Consider the following 17,314-nt stretch of genomic DNA (forward strand, 5'->3'; position numbering starts at 1 on the left):
ACCACGCACCCGATCGGGCGAGGGCCGGACAGGGCCGCGTTGACGACGGGGAAGGACCGAATGGCGAGGTATCGGCCGTCTCTTGGGCGGTCGTGCACGGCGATGTCGTTCCGGTAACGATTCCGGCGGGTGGCGATTCCGCCGGTACCGCGTGCGCCGGGGCGGCGCGCACCCCGGGAGGACCGCCGGGCGCTATGCGGCGGCCTCCTGCTCCTGCAGATGGGCGCCGAACTCCCGTACCGCGGGCTCCGCTCCGTACGGTTCCAGGCGGCGGCGGAAGTCGTCCAGATATTCGGCACCGCGATGGGAGCGCAGCCCGGTCAGCAGGGCCACCGCCTCGGTGCCCGTGTGGCAGGCCTGCTCGATCTCGCGCTGCTGCACCTGGGCGTCGGCGAGGAGCAGCAGCCCGATCGCGCGGCGGCGCACCCGCGTCGGGGGGTGGCCCGCGAGGGACTCCTCGGCGCGCCGGGCGGCCGGGGCCGCCTGGCCGAGGTCGCGGTGGCCGTGCGCCAACTCATCGGCCAGATAGGCCTGGTCGAAGTGGGAGATCCAGTCGGGGTCGTCGTCCGGGTTGGAATGTTCCAGCGCGTCGACGGCCTGTCCGGCGACCGACGCGAACGTCCGGGCGTCGCCGAGCAGCGCGTGCCCGCGGGCCTCCGCCGCGTAGAACATCGCCTGCGCGGTGGGGGTGACCTGCCCGCGCGCGCCCTCCTGCGCGGCCCGCGCGAGCTGCGCGATCTCGCGCGGATTGCCGAGCGTCTCGGCGAGATGGCTCATCCCGGCGGCCAGCACGTAGCCGCCGTAGCCGCGGTCGCCCGCCGCCTGCGCGAGCCGCAGCGCCTGGATGTAGTAGCGCTGCGCGAGCCCCGGCTGCCCGGTGTCGACGGCCATGTAGCCGGCGAGTTCGGTCAACCGCGCCACCGCGCCGAAGAGCTGACGGCCGGTCGCCTCGCGGTAGGAGCCCGCCAGCAGCCCCGACACGACGCTGTTGAGGTAGTGCACGACGACCGGCCGCACATGGCCGCTGCCGAAGCGGTGGTCCAGGTCGACGAGCGCCTTCGTCGTGGCCTGCACCGCCTCCACGTCCGCCTTGCCGACCCGCGACCCGCCGGCCCGGGCGACGGCGCCGTCGGTACGGGTGATCAGCCAGTCACGGCTGGGCTCGACGAGGGCCGAGGCGGCCACCGTCGACCCGGTGAGGAAGTCCCGGCGCCCGACGTCGCTGCGCCACAGCTCGCAGACCTGCTCGATCGCACCGAGAACGGTGGGCGCGAAGTGCAGCCCGATGCCGGTGGCGAGGTTCTTGCCGTTGGCCATGCCGATCTCGTCGATGGAGACGGCGCGCCCCAGCTTGCGGCCCAGCGCCTCGGAGATGATGGCCGGCGCCCGGCCGCGCGGCTGCTGGCCTCTCAGCCAGCGGGCGACGGACGTCTTGTCGTACCGCAGGTCGAGGCCGTGCTCGGCCCCGCACATGTTGACCCGGCGGGCCAGGCCGGCGTTGGAGCAGCCGGCTTCCTGGATGAGCGCCTGCAGCCGTTCGTTCGGCTGCCGCGCCACCAGTGGTCGTGCGGCCATGTAGTGCCCCTCCTTCATCGCGGGATCACGGGCCTGTGCCCGTCGTCCCGCTCCCCCTGGTGACCCTGGCGATCTTCGATAAGAGATCAATGCCCAGCACACATGACGTGAATTCACCGTTTTCACGGCATTTCTTCCAGGGCGTACGTCACCGCACCCACCAGGGACTACCCGCATCCTGGGCCGCGTTCCCGCACGCGCCCCCGGCCGTGCACCCGTGCGCCCGCGATGAGCCGCGGCTCCACCCCGTAACCCTTGGTGACCGAGGTAGTTGTGCAGCGCGTGGAAGACACCATCGGAGCCCCCCCGCAGCAGCTCACCGACCAACTGCTCGACACAGCGGTCCGATACGCGGAGGAGCGGCACTGGGACGTGCTGCCCGGCTCCTGGCTGGAGGACGACGGCGGCGGGTCACGCTGCTCGTGCGACTCCCCCGCCTGCCCGGCGCCGGGCGCGCACCCGACCCGCCCCGACTGGGCGACCCAGGCCAGCGGCAGCGCCGTCGCGGTGCGCCGGATGTGGTCCAAGCAGCCGCGGGCGTCGATCCTGCTGCCGACCGGACGCACCTTCGACGCGATCGACGTCCCCGAGGTGGCCGGCTGCCTCGCCCTCGCCCGCATGGAACGGATGGACCTGCCGCTGGGCCCGGTGCTCTGCACCCCCAACCGGCGGCTGATCTTCCTGGTGCTGCCCGGCGCGTCGGTCAAGGTCCCCGACCTGCTGCGCAAGCTGGGCTGGCCGCCCGCCTCCCTGGACCTCCTAGTCCGCGGCGAGGGCGACTTCATCGCGTCCCCGCCCACCCGCACCGGCACCGGCGGCTCCGTGCAGTGGGCGCGCCAGCCCACCGCCCTCAACCGCTGGCTCCCCGACGTCGAGGAACTGCTGAGCCCGCTGGCGTACGCGTGCGGCCGCGAGGCGGCGGCGAGCCGGGCCCGATAGCACCCGCCGGGGCCTGACAGGGCCTGCTCTAGGCTTCCCCGTGGATCAGCGGTCTCCACGGGGAAGGACGGCGCAACGTGCCGAAGACATTCGAGGCGGGTGCACCCGACGAGGGCGCACCGGATCAAGGCGCAGCGGACCAGGGCTACGCGGTCAGCGTCCACAACCTGTGGAAGTCCTTCGGCGAGCAGGTGGCCGTGGCCGGGATCGACCTCGAACTCCCGGCCGGACGGTTCATCGGCCTGGTCGGCCCGAACGGCGCCGGCAAGACCACCACGCTCTCCATGGTCACCGGCCTGCTCCGCCCCGACGACGGCACCGTCCTGATCACCGGCCACGACGTCTGGACCGACCCCGTCGCCGTGAAGTCCCGGATCGGCGTGCTCCCCGAGGGGCTGCGGCTCTTCGAACGTCTGTCGGGCCGCGAACTGCTTGCCTACACCGGCCGGTTGCGCGGTCTGCCCGGCGCCGAGGTCGACAAGCGCGCCGCGCAGCTGCTCGACGTCCTCGACCTCTCCGCCGCGCAGAACAAGCTGGTCGTCGACTACTCGACCGGTATGCGGAAGAAGATCGGACTGGCCGCGGCGCTGCTCCACAACCCCGAAGTGCTCTTCCTGGACGAGCCCTTCGAGGGCGTCGACCCGGTGTCCGCGCAGGTCATCCGCGGTGTCCTGGAGCGCTACACCCGCTCGGGCGCCACCGTCGTGTTCTCCTCGCACGTCATGGAGCTCGTGGAGAGCCTCTGCGACTGGGTCGCGGTGATGGCCGCCGGCCGGATCGTCGCCCAGGGCCCGCTCGCCGACGTACGGGGGGAGGCGTCCTCCCTCCAGGACGCGTTCCTGTCGCTCGTCGGCGCCACCGAACGCGGCGGCCAGGACCTCGACTGGCTGGGCGGCGCACGATGAGCACCCCGGCCACGCACCCGTCGGTCACGCCGGTCTTCATCCGTCTCAAACTCGCCATCATCCGCAACGGACTGCGGCAGTCCACCGGCCGCACCATCGGCTGGATCGTCGGCGTCGTCTTCGCGATGCTGTACGGGCTCGCCATGGGCGTCGGGATGATCGCGCTGCGCCACAGCGAGTACGGGCCGGCGGCCGCCGTCGGGCTGGCCGTCGTCCTCATCATCGGCTGGGCCGTCATGCCGCTGTTCCTCTTCGGCGGCGACGACACCCTCGACCCCACCCGCCTCGCCATGCTGCCGCTGCGCCCGCGGCCGCTGATCTCCGCCCTGCTGATCTCGTCGCTGCTGGGCGTGGGACCGGTCTTCACGGTCATCGTGACGGCGGGCGCGGTGTCCGCGCTGGCGGGCAACGCGGTCTCCATCGTCGTCGCGATCGTCGCCGTCGCGCTGGTACTGCTGCTGTGCGTGGCGCTGTCGCGCGCCGTCGCCGCCGCCAACACCCGTCTGCTCACCAGCCGCAAGGGGCGCGACCTCGCGCTGCTCAGCGGCCTGTTCGTGGCGGTCGGCGCGCAGCTCGTCAACCTCGGCGCCAGCTCGCTCGCCTCGTCCGACGGCCTGGACCGCGTCAAGTCCCTCGCCTCCGTGCTCCGCTGGCTGCCACCCGCCCCCGCGATCGACGCGGTCCGCGCGGCGACCGGGGGCTCCTACGGTCTCGCCGTCCTCGAACTCCTCTACGTCGCGGCCGTCCTGGCCCTGGTGATCCGCTGGTGGCACCACAGCCTGTACCGGCTGATGGTCACCCCCGACGCCTCCACCCTCCAGGCCGCGGAGAAGGAGGCGGGCACCGGCGGCGGCCGGCTCGCCGCGCTGCTGCCCGGCGGCCGCACCGGCACCGTGATGGAACGCCAGTTCCGCTACGCCTGGCGCGATCCGCGCTCCAAGGCGGCCTGGGCGACGGCGCTGGCCGTCGGACTGCTGCTGCCGATCGTGGCCGCCGTCCAGCACGGCAGCATCTACTCGGCGTGCTGGGCCGCCGGGCTCCTCGGCATGCAGATGTACAACCAGTTCGGTGTCGACGGCTCCGCCTTCTGGACGGTCGCCTCCACCATCTCCACCCGCGCCGACGCCCACGCGGAACTGCGCGCCCGCGCACTGGCCCTGTCGACCGTCGCCGTCCCGTACGTCACGATCGTCACCATCGGAGCGGCCCTGCTCCTCGGCCGGCCGGACGCCGTCCCGGAGACCCTGGGGCTGTCCCTCGCCCTCCTGGGCGCCCTCATCGCCGCCGGCGCCTTCGCCAGCGTCCGCTTCCCGTACGCCCTCCCCCAGGACAACCCGTTCGGCAGCTCGGCCCCCGGCCAGGGCGGCCTCGCCGCGATCAGCCTCTTCGGCGGCGGTCTCACCGGCGCGGCCTGCTGTCTCCCGCTCGTCGGCCTGACGATCTACCTCCACGTCGCCGACCACCACGCCTACCTCTGGATCCTGCTGCCGATCGGCGCCCTCTACGCCGTGACCCTGGCCGCGGCATCCCTCCGCTTCACGGCCCCCCGCCTCCTCAACCGCCTCCCGGAGATTTTGACGGCGGTGGCGAAGGGCTGAGCACAGCGAACGCCCGGGCGCGAACGCCCGGGCGCCGGTTGGCCGATCCGCGATTGCTCAGTTGGCGATCGTTCAGTTGGCGATACTGCCGATGCTGCCGCGCCAGGACGGAAGGAGTTCGTCCAGCAGGGCTTCGACGCGGGGCGGCAGGCCGCGGGCCGCGCCGTTGAGGGTGTGGTTGCGGGCCAGGAGGGATTCGGCGGCGGCTTCGAGGCGGGCCGGGTCGCCGGTGGCGTGGGTCGCGTGCAGGAGGGCGAGCCAGAGGCGCTCGTCGGAGCCGGTGACCGCCAGGGCGGTCTGCACGGCGGCGACGGCGGCCTTCGGCTTGCCCGCGTCGAGGTGCAGGCCCGCCAGGGCGAGGGCGACCTCCGCGACGAGGACCGGGTGCTGGGCGTCGACGATCTCGTGGGCGAGCCAGCCGTAGCGGCCCGGGGCGCGGTCCTCCAGGAGGGAGCCGCGGGCCAGCGCGAGGGCGTCGGCCAGCAGCCGGCGGCGGGTCTGCGGATCGTCGGCGCCCGGGCCCTCGGAGGCCGCGTGGTGCAGGGTCTGCAGGACGTCCCAGTCGGAGACGACCGTGCTGGACAGCACGAGGCGGCCGGTGGCGTCGTACGACATCCGCGACGAGCCGTCGGCGTCGGTGCCGAGCCAGTCGCGCAGCCGGTCGATGAGCGCGTCGCGCACGTCGTCGGTGACGCCGCGCGGCCAGAGCGCGGAGGCCAGCACCCGCGGGTGGACGCCCTCACGGTGCAGCAGGAGCAGCGCCAGCGCCTCGTGGAGGAGCAGGCTGCGCCCGGCCTCCGGGGTTTCGAGGCCGATGAGTTCGAACGGGCCGAGGAGGCGGGCGTACACCCCGGGCCGGCCCTGGTCGGTGAGGTCGACCATGAACGGCGGCACGGAGGCGGACGGTTCGCGGTCCGGGTCGGCCGCCGCGAACAGCCCGAGGATCGCCTCGTACTGGGCGGCCGGGAGCAGCTGTGCCTCCAGGTCCAGACCGAGGAGCGGGGCGAGCAGCCGGCCCGCCGAGGTGACCTCGAGCGCCCAGGCGGCGCCCGGCAGGTCGTCCCGGGCCGACGCGACGAGGTAGCCGATGCCCAGCCGGCCGGAGTCGGCGGCGAGTTCGGCGAGCCGGTCGGCCTCCTCCTCGGTGGGCTCGGTGGCGATCAGGACGAGGTGCGGGGAGCGCTGGGTGTGCTGGGCGCTGCCGGTCCGGCCGGTCAGTACGTTGTCCTGTCCTGCGGTCCGCAGCGCGGCGGAGCGCTGCGCGGTCTCGGCGGCCATCGTCTCGATGACCTCGGGGACGTCCGCGAGGTGCCGGATCCTGGCCGGCGCGAGGGCCGTGAGGTCCTCGGCGAAGCCCACAAGCGTCACCGTCATCCGGTCCGACCAGCCGTTGGTGGCGAGTTCGGCGGCGACGGAGGCGAGAACCGCCTCACGGTCGGCGCGGGCTCCGGTCAGCGACACGATGCCGGGCACCGCTTCGAGGTTGAGCATCAGCCGGGCGCCGTCGAGGGTGCCGAGGGCGGCCAGGCCCGGGTACGGGGCGCTGGCGGAGACGTCCGCGTCGGCGGGCAGGTCCGCCCGGTCCAGCCGCCAGAACGTCTGGTCCTGGCCGAGCTGCCACGGCGCGGGCGGCTGGCCCTCGGGCCAGGCCAGCTGGAGGTGCAGCGCCTCGTCGGTGAGCCATGCCGCGTAGACCGTGGGCAGCTTGCCGCCGTCCGAGGCGAGCCGTGCCGATAGGGCGCGCAGCGCGCGGTCGAGGAACGCGACGGTATCGGCGTCCGCGCCGATCCGCAGCGCGTCGGCGGCGTCGGCCTCGGGCCCGTTGGGGGTGCGGGGCGTGCGGACCGCGCCGGCGGTGACCGACTGCCACAGCGCGGTACGGCGGCGCCGCCCCAGCGCGGCGAGCAGCCCGGCCGCCAGCAGCGGGGCGCCGATGAGCGCCTCGGGCAGCCCGAATCCGTGCCCGGAGCCCTGGGATACGGACGGTGCGGCGACGGCCGGCCCGACCGGGGCCTCTTCGGCGTGGGCGGGCTGCTGGGCGGGCTTCTGCGTGGGCGTCTGGGCCGGGGTCTGAACCGGCGTTTGGGCGGGTGTCCGGACAGGTGCGGTGTGCGCCGCGTGAGCCCCTTCGGCCGCCGTGTCCTTGACCCCGCCGCGCTCCGCGTAGTGCTGCACGTCGGGAGCGGGCTTCGGCGCCGCGACGGGCATCTCCACGAGGTCGCCGCCGCGCGCGTCGGCCGGCATCTCCATGATCCAGCCGGGCCGGATCAGGCTCGCCTTGGACAGCTTCGAACCGTCGGGCTGCGCCCGGTCCTTGTTGAGCTGGTAGATCTCGTTGTAGCGGCGGCCGTCGCCGAGGTGGCGTTCGGCTATCTCCCACAGCGAATCGTGGTGCCGGCCCTCGGGCGGCTGGATCCGGTAGAACTTCGTCGCTTCCTTGGCGGCCTCCGCGGCGGCGGCCGCACCCGGCGTCACCGTCGTGGAGGCGGGCCCGCCGCCCTGCTGCTGCGTACCACCGGCCGCGCGCTGCTGGTGCTGCTGCACCTGCCCCGGCGTCTGCTGGGCGGTCACGGCCGGGCCGCCGCGGTGCGGCTGGTCGTGCAGGTTGCCGAGCTGCGCGAGCCCCGGCGTGAGGCTGGCGGCGCTCGCGCCGATCAACAGCAGCGCCGCGATCAACTGGCGCGCCAGCAACTGGCTCGGCCCCGACGCGGGCACCCGCGACGGCATCCCGATCCCGGAGATCGCGGCCTTCGTCTCCACGATCACGCACGCCGCGAACTGCGCCCACGCCAGCCAGACCACGACGGCCAGCACGTTGATGAACGTCTCCGTCGTGATCGGCTCCCGCAGCACCTCCATCGAGTAGGAGTGCGGCAGCGGCGAGCCGACGATCTTCAGCAGCGCGACCGGCACGCCCACCACCAGGACGGCGAGCGCGAGAAACGCCAGGAGCGCCCGGACGACGTCACCGAACGTACGGCGGCGGCGTGGCGGCTGCGGCCGGCCCGGTTGCGCGGGTTGGGCCGGTCGCCGACTGGCGGTCGTGCGTGCCATGGGCTCGTTCCTCTGCCTTCTGCCTTCGGTGGTGCGGTGGATGGACGGCGACGAATCAGCCGGTGGCGATCTCGGCCGCCGCCGTCCCGTGGACCGTGAAGTCCTTGCTGTAGAAGAAACCCGTCAGAGTGGGACTGTAGGTGAGCTGAATCCTCACCTCTACATGCTGGTCGGTGGTCCTGGCCAGGTCGCAGCCGGAGGCGGCGGCGTCCTCGATGCTGAGCCCCGACCGTGCGGCGAAGTCCTTGACCCGGGCGTCGCAGTTCGCGGTGTTGATCCGCGGCGGAGTGCCCGCGGGCGCGTTCCGCAGCGCCTCCACGTCGATGTCCTGGGCCGCGTAACGGGCCGCCTGCTCGGCGATGTCCGCGGCGCGCTCGCGTTTGTGGATGGACAGTCCGCCGTCGACGACGAAGGCGGCGAGCGTCATGAACACCAGGGCGAACATGAGCACCGCCGCGGTGCCGGAGCCGCGATCGTCGCGGGCCGCGGGCCGTCGCGCCGTCAGCCACGTCACGGTGCTGCCCTCCGGTACGGGTCGAGCGGCGAGGCGCTCGTGGCGGTGATGGTGTTCTTGATGTTGAGTCCCAGAACCCCGAAGCCGCGCACGGTGCACGTCACATCGACGGAGAAGAGCCCGCCGGCCTCGAAGCCCTTACTGGTCTTCGTCACGGTGGGGTGGTCGAGGCAGGTGTCCGCCAGATCCGCCTCGGCCGCCGCCTGGGCCTGGCTCATCGCCGTCGTGCCGTCGCGCTGCAGCGAGCCGGCGCGGGCGGCGTCGCGCGCGGCGCTGTCCACCGCGCCCCGGCCGTCGACCAGCTGTCCGAAGGCGACCAGGACGAGAATGAACAGGATCATGACCGGCGCGAGGATCACCACCTCGATGGTGGAGATCCCCTGATCGCCGGAGCGGCCGGCCCGACGGGCCCTGTTCCGCAGCCAACTGCGCATGACCGGCCTCAGCCCCCGATGTCCGGTACGAAGCGCTCGATCGGCCCCTGCGACTGCTCGTTCACCGTGAACGTCATCCCCGGGAAGACCGTCGGCACGGTGGCCGTCACCCGGATCCCCACGGTGTTGTTGGCGGGTCCGGAGGACGTCACCGTCGGGCCTTCCAGCAGATTCGGTCCGAGCTGCGCGATATAGCTCAACGCCGTCGATCTGGCCTTCGCCTCCCAGCCGCCGGGGTTCCCGTCCGCCTCGGCCCGCGCCTTGCGGGCGCCCGCCTGGGCGGCGGCCTGCGCGACATGGTCGGCGAAGTAGAAGAGCCCGAACTGCACGGTCGCGAAGATCATGAAGAAGAGCACCGGGGTCAGGAAGACGAACTCGATCGCGGTCATGCCGCGGTCGCCACCGGAGCCGGTGCGACTGCCCACACCGCTGTCGCCGCGGGCGGCATCGAGCCTGCGGCGTACGAAAGACCCTGATCGGCTGCTCATCACTCCGCTTACTTGCAGGTACCCGTGTCGGTGGTGCCCGAGATGCAGTTGCCGACGTCGGTGGCCTTGCCCTTGAGCGCGTTGTTGATCAGTGCGGCGACCACACCGACGATGGTCACGACCACGGCCGAGATGATGACCCACTCGACGGCGGACGCGCCGCGTGAGGTCTCCTCCGAGCGGGCGTGACGCACCCGCCCCTGAATGAACGTGACGAGGAAATCGATCGCGGGGTGACTGATGGGCAAACGGTTCATGGTTCAAGTCCTCTCGACTCGGTGACTACGTGGATCAGACTCTTCGACATCAGACGATTCACAGGGTCCGGATGGTTCGACGATTCGGCGATTCAGACCTTGAAGACCCGCATCGCCGCCGGAAAGATCAGAAAGACCAGGAAGCCCGCACAGAGCAACAGCTGGGCCACGAGCATGGACTGCGACTTCTCGCCTGCCCCGCCCTCGATCTCGGCAAGCTCCCGGTGCCGCATCGTCTCCGCACGCGAGGCGAGCGACTCGCGCACCTTCGCACCGTCGTCGGCGACCAGCCCCAGCGTCACCGACAGGTCCTTCAGCTCCTCGACCCCCAGCTCGTCGCCGAGCCGCCCCAGGGCGACCCACTGGCTCGTGCCGGTGATCCGCGCGTCCGCGAGGGCGTTGCGGATGCGCAGCAGCGCCCAGCCGTCGCCGATCTCGGCGGCGGCCATGAGCGCCTCGGGCAGACCGCGGCCTCCCGCGAGGTTCATGGAGACCAGGTCGAGGTACGCACCGATGACGCGCCGCAGGTCGCGGCGCTTGTCGACGGCGTCGCGCCGTACTTCCACGTCCGGCAGGAAGAAGAAGAGCCCGCCGAAGAGCAGCGCCATCCAGAGCGGGATGACGGGGTTGCTGCCGACGCCGAGCTGCCAGGCGATCGCGAACAGGAACGGGCCGAAGAACACGCCGACCGCGGACAGCATCACCTTCGTGGCGAGGAAGCTGTCCCAGCTGCGGTCGAGGACGGCGAGGTCCGCCCGCAGCGAGCGCTGTTCCCAGCCCTGCTGCAGGTAGAAGGCCGAAACGCGCTGGCCGAGCCGCCCCTTGAGGTCGGTGGCGCGCGGAGCGGGACCGCTCGACGGCCCCGCCGCGCGCAGCGCGTCGATCTGCGCGACGGTCGCGACCGCACCACGGCGGTTCGGCATCAGCGCCCGGACAAGGGCGAAGATGCCGAGTCCGGCGATGGCGCCGACGGTCACGGTCAGGAAGATGCTGTTCATCGGGCGCCCATCTCCTGTCGCTCGGGTGCGTGCGTCAGGAACCGCTCCGGCGTCTCGATCTTCGACAGATTGCGCAGCCACCAGAACCCGGCAGCGAACAACGCGCACACGACGCCCAGCACCAGCTGGCCGACGGCCGTCCCGTACGGCTCGACGAAGCTCCGGTTGAAGATCGCCAGCCCCAGCACAAAGGTCACCGACACCACGATGACGATCTGCACACTGCGCCGGGTGCTCGCGCGCTGCGCCATGACGCGCTGCCGCATGTCGACCTCCTCGCGGGCCGACTTGGCGAGGGCACCGAGGACCTCGCGCAGACCGGGGCCGCGGAGCCGGGAGTTGAGGATGAGCGCCGCGATGATGATGTCGGCGGAGGCGTCGTTGATCTCGTCGGCGAGGTGCTGCAGCGCGTCCGGGAGGGGCGTACGCGACCGCAGCCGGTCGACGAGCGCCTCCAGGTGGGTGCGCAGCGCCGGGGCGGCGGCCCGCGCCGAGGCGGGGATGGCCTGCTCCAGGCCGACGGCGCCGGCGATGGTGTCACGCAGCGATTCGGTCCAGGCGGCGAGCGCCTCGACGCGCTTCATCGCGGCGCGCTCCTCGGCGGCGCCGCCGAAGAGGCGGTCCCAGGTGAAGACGAGGATGCCGGTGGCGGCGCCCATCACCATCCACCGGGTCAGCGCCAGGACGACGAGTCCGCCGCCGATCGCCAGCGAGCCGCGGGTGGACAGGAAGCGGACGAGTTCGGCGGCACGCTTCCCGTTGTCGTTCGCGGCGCCCGGCTTGGGCGCCCAGCCGCGCAGCGCGACGACGAACAGCGCGATACCGCCGCCGACGGCCGTGCCGGCCAGCAGTCCGTACAGCACGGGCAGGGAGAACACACCGGTCATCATCGCCACACCCCCGAGGGCTGGTAGCCGTTGGCGAGGAGTTCGTCCAGGCAGGACAAGGGCGCGTGCGGGTAGGCCCGCCCGTCCTGGCCCTCCGCGAAGACCTCGCTGGACAGGACGCGGCCGTCGATGCCGTTGACCTCCCGGATGGATGTGACGACACGGCGCAGGGTGCCGCCGCGTTCGAAGTCGTTGCGCCGCTGCACGAAGACGACGAAGTCGATGGCGCCCGCGACGAGCATCTGGGACGCCTCGACGGGCAGCCGCTCCTTCGCCTGGAGGGCGTACGTCGAGATGCGGTTGAAGACCTCGGCGGAGCTGTTGGCGTGGATCGTGGAGAGCGAGCCGTCGTTGCCCTGCGACATCGCGTTGAGCATGGTGACGATCTCGTCGCCGAGGACCTCACCGACGATGACGCGTGAGGGGTTCATACGCAGCGACCGCCGCACCAGCTCGGCCATCGAGATCATGCCCTGGCCCTCGGAGTTGGGCAGCCGCTCCTCGAACGCCACGACGTTCGGGTGCAGTTCGGGGAACTGGTCGAGCCCGAGCTCCAGCGCCCGCTCGACGGTGATCAGACGCTCGGTCGGCCCGATGACGTTGGCGAGCGCGCGCAGCAGCGTCGTCTTCCCGGCGTTGGTGGCGCCCGCGATCATGATGTTCTTGCGGGCGAGCACGGCGGCGCTGAGGAACGAGTGCAGTTCAGGGGTGAGCGTGTTGTTGCCGACCAGGTCGGAGAGGAAGACCTTGCCGAGCCGCGCCCGGCGGATGGAGAGCGCGGGGCGGCGCGTGACGTCCATGACGGCGGACAGACGCGAGCCGTCCGGGAGCCGCAGGTCGAGCTGTGGGTTCGCCGAGTCGAAGGGGCGCGACGACAGGCCCGAGTACGCGCCGAGCACCTGGATGAGCTCGATGAGCTCCTCGTCGGACTCGGCGACGGGGTCGGCGCGCAGTTCCCGGCCGTCCGAGTACCCGACGAACACCTGGTCGCAGCCGTTGATGTCGATGTTCTCGACCTCGGGGTCGTCGAGCAGCGGCTGCAGCCGTCCGACGCCGAACAGCGCGGCGTGCACGGCCGCCGCGTACGCCTCCTCGGCCTCCGCGTTGGGCGGCGTGCGGCCGAGGTTGATCTCGGCGCGCGCGTAGTCCTCCAGGATCTGCGCGATGACGGCGCGGGCGAACTGCCGCTCGTCCTCGGGGGACATCGCGGGCACGCCCGACACCTGGTCGAGGCGGCGCTGCTCGGATATGCGGTCGCCCGCGTCCTGCCGGAACCGCTTGACGAGCTGGTGGTCCATGGCGCTCATCGAAGAACCCCGCTCATCGGAGAACCCCGTACCGGTGCGGCACGTCGGCGGTGATCTGCCGGGCCGAACGGATCAGCAACGACTTGTCGAGACGGCCACGGCGGCGGCCAGCCAGCTGCTCGGCGCCCGCGGGGTCGTGCGCGAGGGTGCCGACGACGCGGGCGGCGATCTGCGAGGCCACGAGCATGTCGTTGACCTGGCTGACGATACGGGCGCTCTGTCCCGGTTCGGCGACCAGCAGCACGCCGATCGGCGGGAACCCGAGCGCGGCCGCGCCGCGCTGCGAACCGTGCAGCTTGGCGGAGAGCGCCGCGGCGCGGTCCCGCACCCTGGCGAGCTGCTCGGGCTCCGTCCGGGACACCAGCAGGACGAGCGCGGCATGCGAGAACAGTTCCAGCGAGGGCGAATCGGCGCCGATCCGGCCGCAGTCGGCGAGCACGTCGGCCGCGCCGTTCGGCGACTCGGCGAGCGTCGCGAACGCCCGGCCCAGCGTCGGCCACAGCCCGACCAGCCCGGCCGCCTGCTCGGAACCGCCGAGCCCGACGACCACATCGAGGCCCCCGGCGAGCGGCTGCGCGTGGTCCCACAGCTGTTCGGCGGCCAGCCCGCGGCGGGCCGTCGCGGCCAGCGACAGCATGCCGGTGTTCGGGTCGAGCACACCGCCGTGCGCGGCCTGGCTGCGGTAGACAAGGTCACCGCCGGACGGGTCCGCCTCGACGAGCAGCGCACGGCGCGGCCAGACGGCGGCGAGGGCGACAGCCGTCGTCGTCACACCGGGCGACCCCTTGTCCGCCGCGATCGCGATAAGTGCCATGGCGGGCCTCAGCCCTTGCTGGCGGGAACGAGCACCAGCGAGACCTCACCGGCGGACGCGGCCAGCGTCAGCGGGCCGGCGTCGCTCTGGTCGACGACGATCGAGTACGCGGTGCCGCTACTGCCGAGCGCGTCGCCTCCGCTCGTCGGTGCGGACTTGACCTTGGCGTTGTTGCTGAGCAGCGTGTTCCCGCCGCCGGAATTGCCGGAGTTGCCGGAGTTGCCGGCAGTGGACTTCGCCGCGTCGTTGCCCACGCGGTAGACGGCGACCGTGTCGCCGACCTTCAGTCCCTCGGGGAACTGCCCGCCCTTGAGGGAGAGTCCGATGATCGCTTTGCCCGCCTTGAGCTGATTGTCCTCACTGCTGAGCATCGCCCCGACAAGAACGGACCCCTTGACGAGGTCGGTAGCGGCCCAGTACTTGGCCAGCAAGCCCTTATCGCTCCACGGTACGTACTTAATATCCGAACCATCGGCGACCATTACTTCGCGGATCGCCGAAGCCGGAATGACCTCTCCCGCCGGCACGGCTTCCGTGATCTCGATCGCCGAAATCCGGTCCCCGGCACGCATGACCAGCACCGTCGCACCCAGCGCCCCAACGAGGATGAGCAGTACGGCGAGCGCGGCCAGCGCGGGCTTCCGTTCCCGCGGCGCGACCGGCAGCCGCTCACCCGTCGGCCCACCCATCATCGGCCCGGGCACAGACGGCCTACCACCACTGCCACCTGCAGCGGAACGTTCCCTGATCTTCACGTCAATGCCCCCGTCGAGCTGGCGTGCTTGGACTCCTGGCTGCGTGGGGAGAGGTCGTCGCGCTCCGGATGGCGACAGCCCGCAGGCCGGTGTCAAGTCACCGCACGCTATCAGCGCCGCATAAACACCCTCAAGGCGCATCGTGTGACGGGAGACTCACGGAAGCGCAACGGAACTGTCCGTGATCATTCAATGATGGACAACTTCCGCCCAGGAATGTGACCCCGCCGTGCGGACCCGGTCACAGAACGGGCAGGGTCCCTATAACCGCTCGGACATCACCGGTAGCGTCGAGCCTCAACGCTCTGTCCGCGCATCACACGGGGGACCCCATCGTGACCCGCAGCACGCCGCCCATCGCCGCCGCTCTCGCCACGGCCACGGCCCTGGCCCTGGCCCTGACCGCCTGCGGCAGCGACGCCAAACCCTCCGACAAAATCTCCGGCGTCCCGACCACCGCCCCAACAACGGCCCCAACCACCCCGAGCGCCTCCGCGCCGGAGCCGGGCGCACCGACCTTCAAGCTGCCGGCCGACGTCAAGGTCAAGATCGACGGCTTCGAGAGCACGGACGCCACGAAGAAGGCGGTGCTGCGGGACACCTCGTACGCGATCACCGCGATCCTTGAGGCGGAGGCGATGGCCAGCGACAAGGAGACCCCGAACTTCAAGCGGTACTTCACGGGGCTCCATGGCGCGGAGTTCGCTGACACGATCATCAAGTACGGCAAGGACGGAAACGTCATCACCGGCTCGTACCGCTACTACAAGCCGACGGCGAGCGTCACCAACGCCAGCTCCGCCACAGCCACTTACTGCGAGGACCAGCGCAACGGGTACGACAAGGACCGGAAGACGGGCAAGGTCAAGAAGAACGCGCCGTCCCCGCAGGACTACTCCCTCTGGTCGTTGGTCCTCGCCAAGGGCACCACGGGCGACTGGCAGGTGTTCAGCTACGACGTGAAGGAAGGCGCGAAGGAATGCCAAAGCTCTTGATCCGTCGCCTCGGTCGGGGTGCGCTGGCGTCAGCGGTCGCAGTCGCCGCCCTGAGCGCCGCCACGGGTCCGGCCTACGCCGGGCGCACGATTCATCCGAAGCCTCCGCAGAGCTCGACCACTGTGCTGAACAAGGACGGTGAAATCGCGTCCCGGGTCGAGACCACCACCAGCCCGGAGGAAACCGGCTCCAAGCCGATCACTTCCTCGGACGCCACCTGGACGCCTCCCCCTTGCTGGTACGAGCCGTTCACGCCCGAGGAATTCGATGCGCTGCTGTTGGCCAAGTACTACAAGGCCGGAGCCGACCATTCGGGAACAGTCTATGACTACTACTACCAAATACGGTCGAAAATGGAGGCCATCCACTACCACAAGGGCGACAAGGGTTCGTGGTTGGTCCTCGTGCGGAACGAGAACCTCCCGCCCGGTTCGGCAGCTCCGTGCAGTTCGACGACTTCCTGGCAGTGGACGGGCCCCGGCACGCCTCCCCCGCCCGGACCTGTCATCACCGCCAAGATGCTCTCCGACGTCGCCTACGGCGCGACCAAATTGTCCTCCCGCCAGGTGACGCTGAGTCCGGCCGCAGGGAATCAGAAGGTCAACCTCGCCACGTACGTGAAGTTCGACCACCCTATTAATCCCGTATGGGCCACCGCCCAGTTGAAGGCGCTGAACCTCGCCGCCACCGTGGTCGCCGTCCCCTCAGCGCTGCACATCGACGCGGGCACGTCCAACGCCGACCCGCAGTCGTGCAACTACAGCTTCACTCCGTCCGGCGCCACGTACCAGGTCGACAGCTCGAGTGCGGCCTGCAACATCACGTACCGCAAGGCAACCACCGGCGGCGCTCCATACACCTTCAAGGCCCAGATCACCTGGAACGTCACCTGGACCCCGACCGCCACGCCTCAGCCCGGTGTGGGCGAGCGCATGAACGACGGCTACTCGACGTCCGAACAGGCCGTCGCCGTCCAGGAGATCGAGGCCGTCGTCAAGCCGACCTCGTAGTCCAGCCGGTCATGGCCGACGCCTCTCGTCGTCGGCCATGACCCGCGAAGGACGGCTTGACCGCCGAACTGCCGAGCACCAACAACAACCTCCTGTCCACGCGTCTTTCGGGGGATCCGATCGTTACCCGCACCACACTGCCCATGACCACCGCCCTCACCCTGGCCACGGCTCTGGTTCTGACTCTGACCGCCTGCGGCGGCGACACCAAGGCCTCCGACAAGGCCACGGCCGCCCCCAGTACCGCCGCCCGGACCACGGCATCGGCGAGCGTCTCGCCGACCCCCTCCGCGGTCCAACGCCCAGTGATCACGCTTCCGAGCGACGTCAAGGACGTCTTCGAAGGAGCCAGGACCGGCGATCCCAAGAAGGACGCGGTCCTGGCCGACAACGCGGAGGCGATCAGGGGGGTGGACGCGGCGATCGTGGCCGGCAAGCCCAGTGCTCCGGCTGTCGGTTTCTACTACGAGGGCGAAGCCGCCGCCGCCGAGAGTGAGTGGATCAAGCGTTTCGCGGACCACGGCCTCAGCATCACGGGGACCGTCCGGTACTACGACCGCAAGGTCACCTTCCGGTCGGACGGCAATGCGTCGCTGGTGTATTGCGGCGACGAGAGCAAGGGCTTCAACAAGGACCGGGCGACCGGAAAGGCCGACGTGACACCGGTCACGAAGAACTCGTACGTCGTCTACAACACCCTGCTCAAGAAGAACAAGCAGGGCATCTGGCAAACCATCAAGGTCCTGTCCCAGAGAGGGGCGGCCCAGTGCCAGCCGTAGGCGGG

At 71.3% G+C, this 17,314-nt stretch carries 17 protein-coding genes; 6 read left to right on the forward strand and 11 right to left on the reverse strand.

Annotated features, from left to right (window positions below; all coding sequences use genetic code 11):
* Positions 1 to 192 precede the first annotated feature (192 nt).
* Positions 193 to 1,575: a transcriptional regulator gene (locus tag C8250_RS20155; protein ID WP_138353532.1), complete on the reverse strand. Its 1,383-nt coding sequence runs from the start codon at positions 1,573 to 1,575 to the stop codon at positions 193 to 195.
* Between the two features lie 282 nt (positions 1,576 to 1,857).
* Here C8250_RS20155 and C8250_RS20160 point away from each other — a divergent pair, with 282 nt between their 5' ends.
* The 3 genes from C8250_RS20160 (at position 1,858) to C8250_RS20170 (ending at position 5,017) form a co-directional block, all read left to right on the forward strand.
* Positions 1,858 to 2,514: a bifunctional DNA primase/polymerase gene (locus tag C8250_RS20160; protein WP_138353531.1), complete on the forward strand. Its 657-nt coding sequence runs from the start codon at positions 1,858 to 1,860 to the stop codon at positions 2,512 to 2,514.
* Between the two features lie 167 nt (positions 2,515 to 2,681).
* Positions 2,682 to 3,419, forward strand: coding sequence for an ABC transporter ATP-binding protein (locus tag C8250_RS20165; RefSeq protein WP_232485333.1), 738 nt, complete (start codon positions 2,682 to 2,684; stop codon positions 3,417 to 3,419).
* On the forward strand, positions 3,416 to 5,017 hold the full coding sequence (locus C8250_RS20170) for a transporter (protein ID WP_138353529.1): 1,602 nt from the start codon (positions 3,416 to 3,418) through the stop codon (positions 5,015 to 5,017). The genes C8250_RS20165 and C8250_RS20170 overlap by 4 nt, the downstream gene beginning before the upstream one ends.
* A gap of 72 nt (positions 5,018 to 5,089) precedes the next feature.
* On the opposite strand, the gene C8250_RS20175 is transcribed toward C8250_RS20170, so the two are convergent.
* The 10 genes from C8250_RS20175 to C8250_RS20220 form a co-directional block, all read right to left on the reverse strand.
* A complete protein-coding gene (locus C8250_RS20175) occupies positions 5,090 to 8,071 on the reverse strand; it encodes a BTAD domain-containing putative transcriptional regulator (RefSeq protein WP_138353528.1) in 2,982 nt (993 codons plus the stop codon).
* A gap of 55 nt (positions 8,072 to 8,126) precedes the next feature.
* Positions 8,127 to 8,585, reverse strand: coding sequence for a pilus assembly protein TadG-related protein (locus C8250_RS20180; RefSeq protein WP_244809219.1), 459 nt, complete (start codon positions 8,583 to 8,585; stop codon positions 8,127 to 8,129).
* A complete protein-coding gene (locus tag C8250_RS20185) occupies positions 8,582 to 9,019 on the reverse strand; it encodes a TadE/TadG family type IV pilus assembly protein (RefSeq protein ID WP_138353527.1) in 438 nt (145 codons plus the stop codon). Before C8250_RS20185 ends, C8250_RS20180 begins: the two co-directional genes overlap by 4 nt.
* Positions 9,020 to 9,027: 8 nt before the next feature.
* Positions 9,028 to 9,507, reverse strand: a complete 480-nt coding sequence (locus C8250_RS20190) for a TadE family protein (protein ID WP_138353526.1) — start codon at positions 9,505 to 9,507, stop codon at positions 9,028 to 9,030.
* Between the two features lie 8 nt (positions 9,508 to 9,515).
* On the reverse strand, positions 9,516 to 9,764 hold the full coding sequence (locus tag C8250_RS20195) for a hypothetical protein (RefSeq protein ID WP_138353525.1): 249 nt from the start codon (positions 9,762 to 9,764) through the stop codon (positions 9,516 to 9,518).
* Positions 9,765 to 9,856: 92 nt separating this feature from the next.
* Positions 9,857 to 10,762: a type II secretion system F family protein gene (locus tag C8250_RS20200; RefSeq protein WP_187144915.1), complete on the reverse strand. Its 906-nt coding sequence runs from the start codon at positions 10,760 to 10,762 to the stop codon at positions 9,857 to 9,859.
* Positions 10,759 to 11,649, reverse strand: a complete 891-nt coding sequence (locus C8250_RS20205) for a type II secretion system F family protein (RefSeq protein WP_138353597.1) — start codon at positions 11,647 to 11,649, stop codon at positions 10,759 to 10,761. The genes C8250_RS20200 and C8250_RS20205 overlap by 4 nt, the downstream gene beginning before the upstream one ends.
* Positions 11,649 to 12,956, reverse strand: coding sequence for an ATPase, T2SS/T4P/T4SS family (locus C8250_RS20210; RefSeq protein ID WP_138353524.1), 1,308 nt, complete (start codon positions 12,954 to 12,956; stop codon positions 11,649 to 11,651). Before C8250_RS20210 ends, C8250_RS20205 begins: the two co-directional genes overlap by 1 nt.
* A gap of 13 nt (positions 12,957 to 12,969) precedes the next feature.
* On the reverse strand, positions 12,970 to 13,770 hold the full coding sequence (locus tag C8250_RS20215; protein WP_138353523.1) for a hypothetical protein: 801 nt from the start codon (positions 13,768 to 13,770) through the stop codon (positions 12,970 to 12,972).
* A gap of 8 nt (positions 13,771 to 13,778) precedes the next feature.
* On the reverse strand, positions 13,779 to 14,462 hold the full coding sequence (locus tag C8250_RS20220) for a hypothetical protein (RefSeq protein WP_244809221.1): 684 nt from the start codon (positions 14,460 to 14,462) through the stop codon (positions 13,779 to 13,781).
* Positions 14,463 to 14,860: 398 nt separating this feature from the next.
* Between C8250_RS20220 and C8250_RS20225 the strand changes: the two genes are divergently transcribed.
* Genes C8250_RS20225 through C8250_RS20235 form a run of 3 tightly spaced genes read left to right on the forward strand, consistent with a single transcriptional unit; the run spans position 14,861 to position 17,309 of the window.
* Entirely contained in the window at positions 14,861 to 15,520 is a 660-nt protein-coding gene (locus tag C8250_RS20225; protein WP_138353521.1) for a hypothetical protein, read from the forward strand.
* A complete protein-coding gene (locus C8250_RS20230) occupies positions 15,505 to 16,530 on the forward strand; it encodes a hypothetical protein (protein WP_138353520.1) in 1,026 nt (341 codons plus the stop codon). The genes C8250_RS20225 and C8250_RS20230 overlap by 16 nt, the downstream gene beginning before the upstream one ends.
* A gap of 56 nt (positions 16,531 to 16,586) precedes the next feature.
* A complete protein-coding gene (locus C8250_RS20235; protein WP_244809222.1) occupies positions 16,587 to 17,309 on the forward strand; it encodes a hypothetical protein in 723 nt (240 codons plus the stop codon).
* Positions 17,310 to 17,314: the final 5 nt, after the last annotated feature.

Source organism: Streptomyces sp. So13.3 (assembly GCF_005860785.2).
Taxonomy (GTDB): domain Bacteria; phylum Actinomycetota; class Actinomycetes; order Streptomycetales; family Streptomycetaceae; genus Actinacidiphila; species Actinacidiphila fildesensis.

What these genes read in the sequence shown, in the direction of transcription:
- C8250_RS20155 (WP_138353532.1), bottom strand. Translation starts at nt 1,575, where the DNA reads ATGGCCGCACGACCACTGGTGGCGCGGCAGCCGAACGAACGGCTGCAG.
- C8250_RS20170 (WP_138353529.1), top strand. Translation starts at nt 3,416, where the DNA reads ATGAGCACCCCGGCCACGCACCCGTCGGTCACGCCGGTCTTCATCCGT.
- C8250_RS20175 (WP_138353528.1), bottom strand. Translation starts at nt 8,071, where the DNA reads ATGGCACGCACGACCGCCAGTCGGCGACCGGCCCAACCCGCGCAACCG.
- C8250_RS20185 (WP_138353527.1), bottom strand. Translation starts at nt 9,019, where the DNA reads ATGCGCAGTTGGCTGCGGAACAGGGCCCGTCGGGCCGGCCGCTCCGGC.
- C8250_RS20190 (WP_138353526.1), bottom strand. Translation starts at nt 9,507, where the DNA reads ATGAGCAGCCGATCAGGGTCTTTCGTACGCCGCAGGCTCGATGCCGCC.
- C8250_RS20195 (WP_138353525.1), bottom strand. Translation starts at nt 9,764, where the DNA reads ATGAACCGTTTGCCCATCAGTCACCCCGCGATCGATTTCCTCGTCACG.
- C8250_RS20200 (WP_187144915.1), bottom strand. Translation starts at nt 10,762, where the DNA reads ATGAACAGCATCTTCCTGACCGTGACCGTCGGCGCCATCGCCGGACTC.
- C8250_RS20205 (WP_138353597.1), bottom strand. Translation starts at nt 11,649, where the DNA reads ATGACCGGTGTGTTCTCCCTGCCCGTGCTGTACGGACTGCTGGCCGGC.
- C8250_RS20210 (WP_138353524.1), bottom strand. Translation starts at nt 12,956, where the DNA reads ATGAGCGCCATGGACCACCAGCTCGTCAAGCGGTTCCGGCAGGACGCG.
- C8250_RS20215 (WP_138353523.1), bottom strand. Translation starts at nt 13,770, where the DNA reads ATGGCACTTATCGCGATCGCGGCGGACAAGGGGTCGCCCGGTGTGACG.
- C8250_RS20220 (WP_244809221.1), bottom strand. Translation starts at nt 14,462, where the DNA reads ATGATGGGTGGGCCGACGGGTGAGCGGCTGCCGGTCGCGCCGCGGGAA.
- C8250_RS20230 (WP_138353520.1), top strand. Translation starts at nt 15,505, where the DNA reads ATGCCAAAGCTCTTGATCCGTCGCCTCGGTCGGGGTGCGCTGGCGTCA.